The organism is Blastococcus sp. SYSU DS0617 (genome assembly GCF_054051075.1).
This window is the reverse complement of record NZ_JBJHAO010000008.1, coordinates 82041-96045: the sequence shown is the minus strand read 5'-3', so window position 1 is coordinate 96045 and position 14005 is coordinate 82041. Positions and strand designations below refer to the sequence as shown.

The window sequence follows — 14005 nt, the reverse complement described above, 5'->3', positions numbered from 1 at the left end:
GGTGTGGCAGCCTCGACTGATGCACGATCCCGCCCCTCCCCTCCCGGCGGCCGGGTCGCCGGCCGCGGGCGCCCTGGCGCCCTCCGTCTCGCGCGGGTTCCGGCTCGCCGGCTGGGTCGTGCACCTGTACACGGCGTCCGGCGCGGTCCTGGGCCTGCTCACCGTCCTGGCGGCCATCGAGGGCGAGATCCAGACCGCCCTGTGGTTGGTGCTGCTCACGCTGTTCGTCGACGGCACCGACGGGATGCTGGCCCGCCGCGTGCGGGTCAAGGAGACGATCCCCTGGTTCGACGGCGCCCTGCTCGACAACATCGTCGACTACCTGACCTTCACCTTCGTGGCGGTCGTGCTGCTCTGGGCCGACGACCGGCTGCCCGACGGCGCGGTCGGCTGGGTGGTGGCCGCGCTGCCCCTGCTGGCCTCCTGCTACCAGTTCTGCCGGGTCGACGCGAAGACCGAGGACCACTACTTCCTGGGCTTCCCGAGCTACTGGAACATCGTCGCGCTGTACGCGATCGTCCTGGACTTCGGCACCACGGCGGTCGCCGTCACGCTCGTGGTCCTGACGGCGCTGGTGTTCGTGCCGATCAAGTACGTGTACCCCTCGCGCACCCCGCTGCTGCGCGGTCTGAACATGGCACTGGCCACCGTCTGGCTGGTCTCGGTCGCCGTGCTGGTCCTGCAGTACCCCGACCCGCACCCGCTGGCCGTGGTGATGAGCCTGGCCTACCCCGTCTACTACACCTGCGTGAGCGTGTGGCTGACGGTGGCCGGCAGCCGCCGGTCAGTCGAGAGCGGACAGCCCGCGGCCTAGGTCCTCGACCAGGTCGGCGGTGTCCTCGATGCCGCACGACAGCCGGACGAACCCGGGCCCGACGGCGTCGCCGCCCCACTGGGCCCGGCGGTCGATGGTGCTGTGCACCCCGCCGAAGCTGGTCGCCGCGTCCCACAGGCGGGTGGCGCCCAGCAGCCGGAGGACCGCGGGCTCGTCGGCGAGCTCGCAGGACAGCACGCCGTTCGGCCGCAGCATCTGCCGTGCGGCCAGGGCGAAGGAGGGATCGCCTGCCCGCCAGGGCCAGCGCAGCCCGGTGACCGCCGGCGAGGAGGCCAGCAGGTCCGCGACGGCCGCGGCGTTCTCCGCCTGTCGGGCCAGCCGCAGGTCCAGGGTGCTCATCGACCGGTGCCCGAGCCACGCCTCGAACGGCCCGGGGGTGCTGCCGGTGCGGTCGCGGAAGCCCTTGAGCCGCGCGTGCAGCTCGTCGTCGGCGGTGCTGACGTGGCCCAGGAGGACGTCGCTGTGGCCGGTCAGCGCCTTGGTGTCGCTGCCGACGGTGAGGTGCGCGCCGAGGGCCAGCGGCCGCTGGCCCAGCGGCGTCGCGGTGGTGTTGTCGACGGCGACCAGCGCACCCGCCGCCCGTGCGGCGCGGGCGACCGCGGCGATGTCGCAGACGTCGAGCTGGGGGTTGCTCGGCGTCTCCAGGAGCACCATGCGGACGCCCTCGAGCCCGCCCTCGGCGGCGAACCGCTCGACGTCCGGCGTGGCCACCTGGGTGACCTCGATGCCGAAGCGGGTCAGCTCCTGGGCTCCCAGCAGCCGGGTCGCGTAGTAGCCGTCCGAGGGCAGGACCACGCGGTCGCCGCTGCCGGCACAGGCCAGCACGGCGGCGGTGAGCGCCGCCATGCCGGTGGCGAAGGACAGGCACCGGCCGCCGTCGAGCTCGCCGACGGCGGCCTCGAAGTCGCGCAGGGTGGGCTGCTCGGTCCGGGCGTAGGCGTCGGCGCCTCCCGCCCGCGGCGGCAGGTCGCCGAGGTGGAACGGCGCGGCGAACACCGGCGAGGGCCGCAGCGGCGCACCCGGCACGGCGGGCTGCTCCCCCGCGCGCACCGACCGCGTGCCGTCTCCCCAGTTCATTCCGGCTTCGCCTCGCGCGACATGATCTCCTTCACCATCCGCGCCGGTGACTCGCCCTCGTGGCAGACCCGGACGATCGCCTCGGTGATCGGGACGTCGACGCCGTGCGCGCGGGCCAGGTCGAGCACCGACCGGCAGCTCTTCACGCCCTCCGCGGTCTGCCGGGTGCTCTCCTGCACCTCCTGCACGCTCATCCCGCGGCCGAGCTTCTCGCCGAAGGTCCGGTTGCGCGACAGCGGCGAGCTGCAGGTGGCGACCAGGTCCCCGAGGCCCGCGAGACCGGCGAAGGTGGTCAGCTCCGCGCCCAGCTCCAGGCCCAGGCGGGCGGTCTCGGCCAGGCCCCGGGTGATCAGCGAGGCCCGGGTGTTGTCGCCGAAGCCGAGGCCCTCCGCGATGCCGCAGGCCAGGGCGATGACGTTCTTCAGCGCCCCGCCCAGCTCGCAGCCCACCAGGTCGGCGTTCGTGTAGGGCCGGAAGTACCGGGTGTGGCAGGCGACCTGCAGCGCCGCGGCCCGGTCGAGGTCGGTGCAGGCGATGACCGTGGCAGCGGGCTGCTCCTCGGCGATCTCGCGCGCCAGGTTCGGCCCGGAGAGCGCGGCCACGCGGTCGGGGCCGGCACCGGTCACCTCGCAGATCACCTCGCTCATCCGCTTCGTCGTCCCGAGCTCGATGCCCTTCATCAGGCTGAGCAGGGTGGCGTCGGCCGGCAGGAGCGGCGACCACGCGGTGAGGTTCTCCCGCAGTGACTGCGAGGGGACCGCCAGCACGACCACGTCGGCGTCGGCCAGCGCCTCCGCGGCGTCGGCGGTCGCCCGCACGGCCGACGGCAGCCGGATGCCCGGCAGGTAGTCGCGGTTCTCGCCGTCCGCGGTGATGGCCTGCACCAGCTCGGGACGGCGTGCGTGCAGGGCGACGTCGCACCCGGCGTCGGCGAGGACCTTGGCGAACGTCGTGCCCCAGGAGCCGGCGCCCAGGACGGCGGCGCGCTTCACGCCGCACCTCCGGGCAGGTCACCGGGGAGCTCCCGCCGCGGGCGCGGGTGGAACACCGCCGGAGCCGGTTCCCCGCGCAGTTCGGCCAGCTGGTCGCGCACGCGGCCCATCATCAGATCGGTGGTCTCCTTCAGCAGCTGCGCGGTGAGCGGTTGCCCGGCCCGCAGCTGGGCGCGGACCTCGGACAGGTCGATCGGCTCGCCGACGAGGTAGTCGGTGGGTGTGCGCAGCCGCAGGTGCAGCTTCTTGGCGTGGTAGTCGTGCAGGCGCTGCGGGCCCCACTGGGCGACGGGCAGCACGACGGCGTCGGTGGTCAGCGCCAGCCGCGCCACCCCCGTGCGCGCCTCCATCGGCCACCAGTTCGGATCGCGGGTGACCGAGCCCTCGGGGTAGATGATCACGACGTTGCCCGCGGCGAGGTCGGCCTGGGCGGCGGCGAGCGCGCCCTGCGCCTCGGACGAGTACCGGGCGACCGGGATCTGCCCGGCCGAGCGCAGGATCGCGCCGGCCAGACCCTTGAACACCGCCTCCTTGGCCAGGAAGTGCGGCATCCGGCCGTGGTCGAAGACCAGCCGGGCGCAGGCCAGCGGGTCGAGGATCGAGACGTGGTTGGCCACGAGCAGCACCGGACCGCGGCGGGGGAACCGCTCGCCGTGGCGGTAGCGGATGCGGAACATCAGCTTGGAGGCCGGGAACACCACGAGGATGCACAGCCAGAGCGCCCAGCCGATGCGGCCGCGGGTGGCCCACTTGCCCGGCCGACGGCTACCCGGCCGCTGCGCCGGAGGAGCACCCGCCGACGCCTGGTCGGCCGAGGACCTCGCCTCCGCCATCGTTCGCCTCCCCGTCGCTGTGATCTGCCCCATGATCGACCCATCCCCGCCCCGGGAGGACCACCGGGTCCCGGGCGGGCGCCACGCGCCGAGGCCGATGTGCTGACATGGTCGCCGTGCCTGCCTGGTCGGTCGTCGTCCCGGCGAAGCGGCTCGCCGTGGCCAAGACCCGGCTGCGGCCGCTGACCGACCGCGCCGACCGTCCCGCGGCCGCCCACGACGCCCTGGTGCTGGCGCTGCTGGCCGACACGGTGGCCGCCGCCCTGGCCTGCCCGCCGGTGGCCGAGGTCGTGGTGGTCACCGACGAGCCGGCCGCCGCGTCGCTGGTGCGGCGCCTGGGAGCCCGGACGGTGGGCGACGAACCGGACGCCGGCCTCAACGCCGCCCTGGACCACGGCGCCCGCACGGTCACCCACGACGCGGTCGCGGCGCTCTCCTCGGACCTGCCGGCGCTGCGTCCCGCCGAACTCGCCGCCGCGCTCGGTGCCGCGGCGGGAGCGCCGCGCTGCTTCGTGGCCGACGTGCACGGCACGGGCACCACGCTGCTGACCGCGGTCGGCACGCCGCTGCGGCCGCGGTTCGGCACGGGATCGGCGCAGGCCCACCGGGAGGACGGCACCGTCGCCCTCACCGGGGACTGGCCCGGGCTGCTCCGCGACGTCGACGCCCTCGACGACCTGCGGGCAGCCCTCGCTCTGGGTGTGGGCCCGCACACGGTGGAGCTCCTGGCCACCTCTCCGACTCTCGCCGTTCAGCTGGGTGCGGCACGATGATCGTGTGCCTTCCCCCGACGACGCCCCGCTGCCGGCCGACCGATTCCTGAACCGCGAGCTGTCCTGGCTGGACTTCAACGCCCGGGTGCTCGAACTGGCCGAGGACGACACGCTGCCGCTGCTGGAGCGGGTGAAGTTCCTGGCCATCTTCGCCAGCAACCTCGACGAGTTCTACATGGTCCGCATCGCCGGGCTGAAGCGCCGGCAGAGCACCGGGCTCACCGTCCGCTCGCCCGACGGGCTCACCATCCGCGAGCAGCTGGAGCGGATCACCGCCCGCACCCAGGAACTCGTGCAGCGGCACTCCGACGTCTTCAACAAGGACGTGCTGCCGCGCCTGGAGGACAACGGCATCCGGATCGTCCGCTGGGACCAGCTGGAGGAGCAGGCGGCGCTGCGGCTGCGGGAGTACTTCCGCGACCAGGTGTTCCCCGTGCTGACCCCGCTCGCGGTCGACCCGGCGCACCCCTTCCCCTACATCAGCGGACTGTCGCTGAACCTCGCGGTGTCGGTGCACGACCCCGACACGAACGCCCCCCGCTTCGCCCGGCTCAAGGTGCCCAACAACGTGCCGCGGTTCGTGCCGGTGGGGTCGCCGGACTCCTCCTCCACGGCGACCTTCCTGCCGCTCGAGGACCTCATCGCCGCGCACCTCAACCAGCTCTTCCCGGGCCTGGACGTGCTGGACCACCACTTCTTCCGGGTCACCCGCAACGCCGACGTCGAGGTGGAGGAGGACCGGGACGAGGACCTGCTGCAGGCCCTGGAGCGCGAGCTGGCCCGCCGCCGCTTCGGTCCCGCGGTGCGCCTGGAGGTCGCCGAGCCGATGGACCCGCGGATCCTCGACGTGCTCGTCTCCGAGCTCGAGGTCTCGCCGGCCGACGTCGTGCACGTGCCGGGGCTGCTCGACCTGGCCTCGCTGACGGCCCTGTACGACCTGGACCGGCCGGAGCTCAAGGACGAGCCGTTCGTCCCGACCACCCATCCGCGACTGAGCGAGGGCGAGACCCCGAAGAGCGTCTTCGCGACCCTGCGCGAGGGCGACGTGCTGGTGCACCACCCCTACCACTCGTTCGCCACCAGCGTGCAGCGGTTCATCGAGCAGGCGGCCGCCGACCCGAACGTGCTGGCGATCAAGCAGACGCTCTACCGGACCTCCGGCGACTCCCCCATCGTCAACGCGCTGATCGAGGCGGCCGAGGCGGGCAAGCAGGTCGTGGTCCTGGTGGAGATCAAGGCCCGGTTCGACGAGGAGGCCAACATCAGCTGGGCGCGCTCGCTGGAGCGCGCCGGCTGCCACGTCGTCTACGGACTGGTCGGGCTGAAGACGCACTGCAAGACGGCGCTGGTCGTGCGCCGCGAGCAGGGCGTCATCCGCCGCTACTGCCACATCGGCACGGGCAACTACAACCCGAAGACGGCGCGGATCTACGAGGACCTGGGCATCCTCACCGCCGACCCGCGGGTGGGCGCGGACCTCACCGACCTGTTCAACGTGCTCACCGGCTACTCGCGGCAGACGAACTACCGCACGCTGATGGTGGCGCCGCACGGCATCCGCAACGGCCTGATCGAGAAGATCCGCCGCGAGATCCGGCACGCCGCCGAGGACCGCCCCGCCGGGATCCGCATCAAGGCCAACTCGATCGTCGACGAGAAGATCATCGACGCGCTGTACGAGGCGTCCCGGGCCGGCGTGCGGGTGGAGCTGTTCGTGCGCGGCATCTGTGCGCTGCGGCCCGGCGTGCCGGGGCTGTCGGAGAACATCCGGGTGCGCTCGATCGTCGGCCGGTTCCTCGAGCACTCCCGCGTGATCTCCTTCGTGAACGGCGGGGAGGACGAGTGGTGGCTCGGCAGCGCCGACCTCATGCACCGCAACCTCGACCGCCGCGTGGAGGTGCTCATGCGGGTCTGCGACGAGCGGGCGCGCACCCAGCTCGAGCGGACGCTGGCCCCGGCCATGGCGCCGGGCGTCCGGTGCTGGGAGCTGCGCAGCGACGGCAGCTGGGAGCACCACGAGGGGCGGGACTACCAGGCCGACCTCATGGGGCGCATGCATGAGCTCGCGGGCTGACGGCCGGGTGATCGCCGCCGCGGGCGGCGTCGTCTGGCGGCCGGCCGACGACGGCGGGCAGGGCGGGCAGGGCGGGAGCACGGGCGGGCAGGGCGGGGGCAGGGGCGGGCAGGGCGGGAGCATCGAGATCGCCGTCGTCCACCGGCCGCGGCACGACGACTGGTCCCTGCCCAAGGGCCACGTCGACGCCGGCGAGCACGCCGTGCAGGCCGCGGCGCGCGAGGTGCAGGAGGAGACCGGCCTCGAGGTCGTGGTCGGCCGCCGCAGCCTCACCACCCACTACGCGGTCGACGGCGCTCCCAAGCGCGTGGACTACTGGGTCGTGCGGTGCGTGGGCGGCAGCTTCGTGCCCAACGACGAGGTCGACGAGCTGCGCTGGCTCCCGCCGGAGGACGCCGCGGCCCGGTGCACGTACGAGCACGACCGGCGAGTGATCGCCGACGCCGCCCGGGGCGACCTGCCGCGCGAGGTGGCGCTGCTGCTGGTCCGCCACGGCAAAGCGGGCAAGAGCGACCAGTGGGAGGGCCCCGACGAGGAGCGGCCGCTGTCCTCCGCCGGCGAGGAGCAGGCCCGCCGGCTCGCGGAGGTGCTGCCGCTCTTCGGCCCCTCGTCGGTCGCCGCCGCCACACCGCTGCGCTGCCGGCAGACCGTGACGCCGCTGGCGCAGCGGCTGGGGCTGCCTGTCCTCGAGCGCAGGGAGTTCGGGGAGCCCGAGTTCGGCGGCGACCCGGAGCGCGCCCTGGAGATCGCGCTGCAACGGCTGGCCGAACCGGGCGTCGCCGTCGTGTGCAGCCAGGGCGGGACCATCCCCGCGGTGCTGCAGGCCCTGGGCGTGCACGGCCACGGGGTGACCGGGCTGCTCCCGCCGGCCGCCAAGGGCAGCGTCTGGGCCCTGGGCGGCGGACCGGGAGCACTGGTCGCCGACTACTACCGGGACCTCGACCCCGATCCCGACGCCCGCCCCTGAGTCACACCGCCGGCAGCGCCTTCGGCAGCCACGCGGGACGGCTCCCCTCGAACGACTCGATGTCGTCGAGGTGGCGCTCGGTCAGGCCGACGTCGTCGAGCCCCTCGAGCAGCCGCCAGCGCGTGTAGGGGTCGATCTGGAACGGGACCGTCGTGTCGCCGTAGGTGACCTGCTCGGCCTGCAGGTCGACCGTGACCGGGAGCGCCGGCTCCGCCTCGATCGCCGCCCACAGGGCCTCGACGTCGGCCTCGGGCAGGACGACGGTGAGCAGCCCCGCCTTGGTCGAGTTGTTCCGGAAGATGTCGGCGAACCGCGGGCTGATGACCACCCGGAACCCGCCGTCCAGCAGCGCCCAGTTGGCGTGCTCGCGGGAGGAGCCGGTGCCGAAGTCGGGGCCCGCGACGAGGATCGAGGCGTCGGCGTACTCCGGCCGGTTCAGCACGAAGTCCGGCTCGTTGGTGCGCCAGGCGATGAAGAGTCCGTCCTCGAAGCCGGTGCGGGTGATCCGCTTGAGGTACTCGGCCGGGATGATCTGGTCGGTGTCGACGTTGGTCCGGCGCAGCGGGGCGGCGGTGCCGGTGTGCGTGGTGAAGGCGTCCATGGGTCAGGCTCCGATCAGGTCGGCGGGGGCGGTCAGGCGGCCGGTCAGCGCGGTCGCCGCGGCGACGGCGGGGCTCACCAGGTGGGTACGACCGCCCTTGCCCTGCCGGCCCTGGAAGTTGCGGTTGCTGGTGGAGGCCGAGCGCTCCCCCGGCTTGAGCTGGTCGGGGTTCATGCCCAGGCACATGGAACAGCCGGCTCCGCGCCACTCGGCACCGGCCTCGAGGAAGATCTGGTCCAGGCCCTCGGTCTCGGCCTGCCCCTTGACCGCCACCGACCCGGGGACGACGAGCATCCGGGTGTCGCCGTCGATCCGCTTGCCGCGCAGCAGCTCGGCGGCGACGCGCAGGTCCTCGATCCGGCCGTTGGTGCAGGAGCCGAGGAAGACGGTGTCCACCTCGATCTCGCGGAGCGGGGTCCCGGGGGTGAGGCCCATGTACTCCAGCGCCTGCTCGGCGGCGCGGCGGTCGCCCTCGTCGGCGAACTCGGCCGGGTCGGGCACGCGGGCGTCGATCGGCAGCCCCTGCCCGGGGTTGGTGCCCCAGGTGACGTACGGCGTGAGCGCGGCGGCGTCGATGCGCACCTCGTGGTCGAAGACGGCGTCCTCGTCGGTGCGCAGCGTCGACCAGTGGGCGACGGCGGCGTCCCAGTCCGCGCCCTGCGGGGCGTGCGGCCGGCCCTGCAGGAAGTCGAAGGTGGTCTGGTCGGGAGCGATCAGGCCCGCCTTGGCGCCGGCCTCGATCGACATGTTGCAGATGGTCATCCGGGCCTCCATCGAGAGCTTCTCGATGGCGCTGCCGCGGTACTCGATGACGTAGCCCTGACCGCCGCCGGTGCCGATCTGCGCGATCACGGCGAGGATCACGTCCTTGGCCGAGACGCCCGGGGGCAGCTCGCCGTCGACGGTGACCGCCATCTGCTTGGGCTTGTACTGGGGCAGCGTCTGGGTGGCCAGCACGTGCTCGACCTCGCTGGTGCCGATGCCGAACGCCAGCGCGCCGAACGCGCCGTGGGTGGAGGTGTGGCTGTCGCCGCAGACGATGGTCATGCCCGGCTGGGTGAGCCCCAGCTGCGGGCCGATGACGTGCACGATGCCCTGGTCGCGGTCGCCCATGGGGGCCAGCCGGATGCCGAACTCGGCGGTGTTCCGGCGCAGCGCCTCCACCTGGGCCCGGCTGATCGGGTCGGCGATGGGCTTCAGGATGTCCAGCGTCGGGACGTTGTGGTCCTCGGTGGCCATGGTGAGGTCGGGACGGCGCACCGTGCGCCCCGCGGCGCGCAGGCCGTCGAAGGCCTGCGGGCTGGTGACCTCGTGCACGAGGTGCAGGTCGATGTAGAGCAGGTCGGGCTCTCCGGCGGCGCTGCGCACCACGTGGGCGTCGTAGACCTTCTCGGCCAGGGTCTTGGGCACGGTCCGTCCTCTTCCCGGGGATCACCCGGCTCGTCGCGCTTGTGTCTCACTGTATGAGATGCAAGTATTGCTGTGTGGGACAGCCTAACCCCGTCGCCGTTCTGGACAAAGCGGTCGCGATCCTCCGTGCCGTCGCCGACGAGCCGGCCACGCTGGCCGAGCTCGTGGCGCGCACGGGGCTGCCGCGCGCCACGGCGCACCGGCTGGCGGTCGCGCTCGAGGGGCACCGCCTCGTCCGGCGCACCGACACCGGCACCTGGGCCCCCGGCCCCGCACTGGCCGAGCTGGGTCGCGGGTCGGCCGACCTCGGCGACGTCGCCGGCCGGCACCTGGTCACCCTGCGGGACGCCACCGGGGAGAGCGCTCAGTTCTACGTCCGGGACGGCGCCAGCCGGGTCTGCGTCGCCGCCGCCGAGCGGACCAGCGGCCTGCGCGACACCGTCCCGGTCGGCGCACGGCTGCCCATGACCGCCGGCTCCGCCGCGCACGCGCTCCTGGCGTTCACGCCGGCCGACGAGGTCACCCGCCTGCTGCCGTCGGCCAGCTTCACCGCACGCACGCTGCTCGACGTGCGCCGCCGCGGCTGGGCGCACAGCGTCGCCGAACGCGAGCCGGGTGTCGCCTCGCTCTCGGCGCCGGTCCGCGACGGCTCCGGAGCGGTCCTGGGCGCGGTCTCGATCTCCGGGCCGGTCGAACGGCTCGGCCGGCGGCCGGCTCCCGAGGTGGTGGGCGCGGTGCTCGACGCCGCCGCCGCGATCGCCCGCGCCGCGCGCTGACCCGCCAGCCGCAGGCCGCGCCGGCCTAGGGGGCTGTCACCAGCAGCGGCGCGAGGTACCGGCGGAGCTCCGCCGCCATGTCCACCGAGCCGCGGTCGTAGAGCCACTGCACCTGCAGCCCGTCCATGAGGGCCGTCAGGGCCCGCGCCACCCCCGCGGGGTCGACACCGGGGCGCAGCCGGCCCGATCCGACCGCCCCCTCCAGCCTGGCCTGCAGGCGGGCGACCGCGCCCGCGTAGCGCCGGACGAAGTAGTCGTGCAGCGGGTGCGCCGGCGCCGTCGCCTCGGCGGAGAGCAGGACGTAGAGCCCGACCAGCTCGGGATTCCGTTCGTTGTGCTCGAGCAGCGCGACCAGGGCGCCCAGCGGGTCGAGCCCACCGGCCACGGCGTCGGCGATGACGCGGGCGGACTGCTCGTCGTGCCACTCGACCACGGCCTGGATGAGGTGCACCTTGCTCGGGAAGTGGTGCAGCAGCCCCGCCTGGCTGAGACCCGCCCGTTCGGCGACGTCCCGCAGCGAGCCCTTGTGGTAGCCGGACGCGGCGAAGACCTCCACCGCCGCGATGACGATCCGCTGCCGCCGCGCCGGGGTCTTGGCGTACTCGCCGCGCGACCTCGCGGCGGGCTCCGTCATGCCGCCACCCTAGGCCGGCGCCGTACGTCAAAACCTAGTGGTCACTCGGTTTTCCCTCTACGGTGTGCCCCAGCTCACCGTCACCGACCGACGAGAACGGACCCATGACGCACTCCGCCGCATCGACGGACCCCCGGCTCACCGACGCCCTCGCCGCACTCACCCTCGAGGAGAAGGTGCAACTGCTCACCGGGCGCGACTTCTGGACCACCTGGCCGATCGAGAAGATCGGCCTGCGCCGCATCCTCGTGTCCGACGGCCCCTCGGGCGTCCGGGGCGAGGTGTGGGACGAGCGGGACCCGTCGCTGAACCTGCCCTCGGCCACCGCCCTGGCCGCGGCCTGGGATCCCGACATCGCGCGCCGCTACGGCGCGGCGGCGGCCGTCGAGGCCCGGCGCAAGGGCGTCGACGTCGTGCTCGGCCCGACGATCAACCTGCACCGCTCGCCGCTGGGCGGCCGGCACTTCGAGTGCTTCAGCGAGGACCCGGTGCTGACCGCGGAGCTCGCCGCCTCCTACGTGACCGGGGTGCAGGACAACGGCGTGGGCGCCACCCCCAAGCACTACATCGCGAACGACTTCGAGACCGACCGCTTCACGGTCGACGTCCGCGCGGACGAGCGCACCCTGCGCGAGCTGTACCTGCTGGCGTTCGAGAAGGCGGTCACCGAGGCGCGGGCCTGGCTGGTCATGAGTTCCTACAACTCGATCAACGGCGCCACCGCGAGCGAGAACGACCTGCTCGAGACGCCGCTGAACAGCGAGTGGGGGTTCGACGGCGTCGTCATCAGCGACTGGACCGGCGTGCGCAGCCTGGAGGCCGCGACGGCGTCGCAGGACCTGGTCATGCCCGGCCCGACCGGCCCGTGGGGCGACGCGCTGGTCGCGGCCGTGCGCGACGGCCGGATCGACGAGGCCGACGTCGACCGCAAGGTGCTGCGCATCCTCCGGCTGGCGCAGCGGGTGGGCGCGCTCCCGGGCACGGAGCCCGCCGACCCGGTCTGGGTGGAGGACGGCGTGACGCTGGCCCGCGAGGCCGCCGTCGAGGGCACCGTCCTGCTGGAGAACCGCGGGGAGCTGCCGTGGGACGCCACGGGCCTGCGGTCGGTCGCGGTGATCGGCAACAACGCCGCCGCCGCGCGCACCCAGGGCGGCGGCAGCGCGACCGTGGTGCCGGAGTACACCGTCTCCCCGCTCGCGGGCCTGCGCCGCGCACTGCCCGACGTCGAGGTCACCTACTCCGTCGGCGCCGTGGTGCAGGACGGCGTCGTGGAGCTGCCGCTGCACGAGCTGACCAACCCCTCGACCGGTGAGCCGGGCCTGCACGCCCGCTTCCTCGACGAGGACGGCGCGGAACTGTTCGCGGAGGACCGCCGTTCGAGCAACCTCGTGTACTTCGGCAGCGACGTGCCGATCGAGGAGGCCGCCGAGTTCGAGCTCACGACGCGCTGGACCCCGTCGGAGGACGGTGTCGTCCGTCTCGGTGTCGCCCTGGTCGGCTCGGCCCGGCTCCACGTGGACGACGAGCTCCTCCTCGACGAGCGCCTCCGCCCGGCCGAGGACGCCCTGGGTGCGGCCTTCACCAACCCGCCGACGGCGTCGGCCGAGCTCCGCGTGGACGCGGGCACCCCGGTCGACGTCCGGCTGGTGTTCGACCTACGGCGGCGCCGCGGGTTCAACGCCCGGGCCATGTCGCTGCGGCTGGGGACCGAGCCGGCCGACGTCGACGCGGACGCGCTGATCGCCGAGGCGGCGGAGGCGGCCGCCGCGGCCGACGTCGCGCTCGTCGTCGTCGGCACCAACTCGATCGTCGAGTCCGAGGGCTACGACCGCCGGACGCTGGCCCTGCCGGGCCGGCAGGACGACCTGGTCCGCGCCGTCGCGGCCGCCAATCCGCGCACCGTGGTCCTGGTCAACGCCGGCTCCCCGGTGCTCCTGCCGTGGCGGGACGACGTCGCCGCGCTGCTCGTCGGCTGGTTCGGCGGGCAGGAGTTCGGCAACGCCGTCGCCGAGGTCCTGCTCGGCGGAGCCGAGCCCGGCGGGCGGCTGCCGACCACGTGGCCGGCCGCGGAGGCCGACGTGCCGGTGCTGTCCTGCACGCCGGTCGCCGGCGTCGTCGAGTACGCCGAGGGGATCCACATCGGCTATCGGGCGTGGCTGCGGCAGGAGGCCGCACCGGCCTACTGGTTCGGCAGCGGCCGCGGCTACACCCGGATCGACGTGACCGGCGTCGACGTCCCGCCGGCGGCCCGCGCGGGCGAGGTCGTGACCGTCGCCGTGACCGTGGCCAACCGCGGCGAACGGGACGGCAAGCAGGTGGTGCAGGTCTACGCCGAGCGTCCCGACTCCGCCGTCGACCGCCCGGTCCGCTGGCTCGTCGGCTCCGCTCCGGTGCGCGTCCCGGCCGGGGAGACCGCCCGGGTGGAGGTCGCCGTCCCCACGCGCCTGCTGGCGTACTGGGCCGACGGCTGGCAGTACGAGCCGGGCGACCACCGGCTGCGGGTGGGCACGAGCGCCGTGGAGCTCCCGCTGGAGGCGACCCTCGCCCTGGAGGCCTGAGGCCCGGAACGCCGAGAGCCCCCGACCGTTGCCGGTCGGGGGCTCTCGAGCGTTGTAGCCCCGAAGGGATTCGAACCCTCGCTACCGCCGTGAGAGGGCGGCGTCCTAGGCCGCTAGACGACGGGGCCGGACACCGACATCCTGCCATGACCCCCGGACCGGTCTGCACGGGGGCCTGATGCGCGAGAGCCCCCGACCGTTGCCGGTCGGGGGCTCTCGTGTGCTGTAGCCCCGAAGGGATTCGAACCCTCGCTACCGCCGTGAGAGGGCGGCGTCCTGGGCCGCTAGACGACGGGGCCGTGCAGTGCTGCGGTGGTGCTGCAGCGGAGGAGCTGGCGCTTCCTCGCTGGGGTACCAGGACTCGAACCTAGACTAACGGAACCAGAAACCGTCGGGCTGCCAATTACCCCATACCCCATGGGCCGTTCTCACGGCGCCGCAGAGAACCATACCCGACGTGCGCCGGGGTCGGCGC

General features: G+C 73.9%; 12 protein-coding genes and 3 tRNA genes. 6 read left to right on the top strand and 9 right to left on the bottom strand.

Features of this window, described 5'->3' with window-relative positions; genetic code table 11:
* Positions 1-19: 19 nt before the first annotated feature.
* Positions 20-814: a CDP-alcohol phosphatidyltransferase family protein gene (locus tag ACI793_RS11015; protein WP_456606418.1), complete on the top strand. Its 795-nt coding sequence runs from the start codon at positions 20-22 to the stop codon at positions 812-814.
* On the opposite strand, the gene ACI793_RS11010 is transcribed toward ACI793_RS11015, so the two are convergent.
* The 3 genes from ACI793_RS11010 to ACI793_RS11000 are packed head-to-tail and all read right to left on the bottom strand — an operon-like array spanning position 785 to position 3737.
* Complete coding sequence (locus ACI793_RS11010; RefSeq protein ID WP_456606417.1) at positions 785-1912, bottom strand: cystathionine gamma-lyase; 1128 nt, start codon at positions 1910-1912, stop codon at positions 785-787. The genes ACI793_RS11015 and ACI793_RS11010 overlap by 30 nt on opposite strands.
* A complete protein-coding gene (locus ACI793_RS11005) occupies positions 1909-2904 on the bottom strand; it encodes an NAD(P)H-dependent glycerol-3-phosphate dehydrogenase (RefSeq protein WP_456606416.1) in 996 nt (331 codons plus the stop codon). Before ACI793_RS11005 ends, ACI793_RS11010 begins: the two co-directional genes overlap by 4 nt.
* Entirely contained in the window at positions 2901-3737 is an 837-nt protein-coding gene (locus tag ACI793_RS11000) for a lysophospholipid acyltransferase family protein (RefSeq protein WP_456606415.1), read from the bottom strand. The genes ACI793_RS11005 and ACI793_RS11000 overlap by 4 nt, the downstream gene beginning before the upstream one ends.
* Before the next feature lie 107 nt (positions 3738-3844).
* On the opposite strand from ACI793_RS11000, the gene cofC reads away from it, so the two are divergent.
* From cofC to ACI793_RS10985, 3 genes are read left to right on the top strand one after another with little or no spacing between them, the layout of a single operon-like run.
* The gene (cofC, locus tag ACI793_RS10995) at positions 3845-4510 is read left to right on the top strand and encodes a 2-phospho-L-lactate guanylyltransferase (RefSeq protein ID WP_456606414.1); all 666 of its coding nucleotides are present in this window, start codon (positions 3845-3847) and stop codon (positions 4508-4510) included.
* A gap of 4 nt (positions 4511-4514) precedes the next feature.
* Complete coding sequence (locus ACI793_RS10990) at positions 4515-6584, top strand: RNA degradosome polyphosphate kinase (RefSeq protein ID WP_456606413.1); 2070 nt, start codon at positions 4515-4517, stop codon at positions 6582-6584.
* Complete coding sequence (locus ACI793_RS10985; protein ID WP_456606412.1) at positions 6568-7551, top strand: NUDIX hydrolase; 984 nt, start codon at positions 6568-6570, stop codon at positions 7549-7551. Before ACI793_RS10990 ends, ACI793_RS10985 begins: the two co-directional genes overlap by 17 nt.
* Position 7552: 1 nt before the next feature.
* Here ACI793_RS10985 and leuD read toward each other — a convergent pair whose 3' ends face one another.
* A complete protein-coding gene (gene leuD, locus ACI793_RS10980; RefSeq protein WP_456606411.1) occupies positions 7553-8152 on the bottom strand; it encodes a 3-isopropylmalate dehydratase small subunit in 600 nt (199 codons plus the stop codon).
* Positions 8153-8155: 3 nt separating this feature from the next.
* The gene (gene leuC, locus ACI793_RS10975) at positions 8156-9562 is read right to left on the bottom strand and encodes a 3-isopropylmalate dehydratase large subunit (protein ID WP_456606410.1); all 1407 of its coding nucleotides are present in this window, start codon (positions 9560-9562) and stop codon (positions 8156-8158) included.
* Between the two features lie 74 nt (positions 9563-9636).
* Between leuC and ACI793_RS10970 the strand changes: the two genes are divergently transcribed.
* Positions 9637-10338 carry an IclR family transcriptional regulator gene (locus tag ACI793_RS10970; RefSeq protein ID WP_456606409.1) on the top strand — a complete coding sequence of 234 codons (702 nt, stop codon included), beginning with the start codon at positions 9637-9639 and terminating at the stop codon, positions 10336-10338.
* A 25-nt stretch (positions 10339-10363) separates the two neighbouring features.
* On the opposite strand, the gene ACI793_RS10965 is transcribed toward ACI793_RS10970, so the two are convergent.
* Complete coding sequence (locus tag ACI793_RS10965; RefSeq protein ID WP_456606408.1) at positions 10364-10972, bottom strand: TetR/AcrR family transcriptional regulator; 609 nt, start codon at positions 10970-10972, stop codon at positions 10364-10366.
* Positions 10973-11076: 104 nt separating this feature from the next.
* Between ACI793_RS10965 and ACI793_RS10960 the strand changes: the two genes are divergently transcribed.
* Positions 11077-13530, top strand: a complete 2454-nt coding sequence (locus ACI793_RS10960; RefSeq protein WP_456606407.1) for a glycoside hydrolase family 3 protein — start codon at positions 11077-11079, stop codon at positions 13528-13530.
* Between the two features lie 55 nt (positions 13531-13585).
* On the opposite strand, the gene ACI793_RS10955 is transcribed toward ACI793_RS10960, so the two are convergent.
* From ACI793_RS10955 to ACI793_RS10945, 3 genes are all read right to left on the bottom strand, one after another.
* Positions 13586-13658 (bottom strand) — tRNA-Glu (locus ACI793_RS10955).
* Between the two features lie 98 nt (positions 13659-13756).
* Positions 13757-13829: transfer RNA gene (locus ACI793_RS10950), tRNA-Glu, on the bottom strand.
* Positions 13830-13876: 47 nt separating this feature from the next.
* Positions 13877-13948: transfer RNA gene (locus tag ACI793_RS10945), tRNA-Gln, on the bottom strand.
* Positions 13949-14005: the final 57 nt, after the last annotated feature.

What these genes read in the sequence shown, in the direction of transcription:
- ACI793_RS10985 (WP_456606412.1), top strand. Translation starts at nt 6,568, where the DNA reads ATGAGCTCGCGGGCTGACGGCCGGGTGATCGCCGCCGCGGGCGGCGTC.
- ACI793_RS10960 (WP_456606407.1), top strand. Translation starts at nt 11,077, where the DNA reads ATGACGCACTCCGCCGCATCGACGGACCCCCGGCTCACCGACGCCCTC.
- ACI793_RS10965 (WP_456606408.1), bottom strand. Translation starts at nt 10,972, where the DNA reads ATGACGGAGCCCGCCGCGAGGTCGCGCGGCGAGTACGCCAAGACCCCG.
- ACI793_RS11000 (WP_456606415.1), bottom strand. Translation starts at nt 3,737, where the DNA reads ATGGCGGAGGCGAGGTCCTCGGCCGACCAGGCGTCGGCGGGTGCTCCT.
- ACI793_RS11010 (WP_456606417.1), bottom strand. Translation starts at nt 1,912, where the DNA reads ATGAACTGGGGAGACGGCACGCGGTCGGTGCGCGCGGGGGAGCAGCCC.
- leuD (WP_456606411.1), bottom strand. Translation starts at nt 8,152, where the DNA reads ATGGACGCCTTCACCACGCACACCGGCACCGCCGCCCCGCTGCGCCGG.
- cofC (WP_456606414.1), top strand. Translation starts at nt 3,845, where the DNA reads ATGGTCGCCGTGCCTGCCTGGTCGGTCGTCGTCCCGGCGAAGCGGCTC.
- ACI793_RS11015 (WP_456606418.1), top strand. Translation starts at nt 20, where the DNA reads ATGCACGATCCCGCCCCTCCCCTCCCGGCGGCCGGGTCGCCGGCCGCG.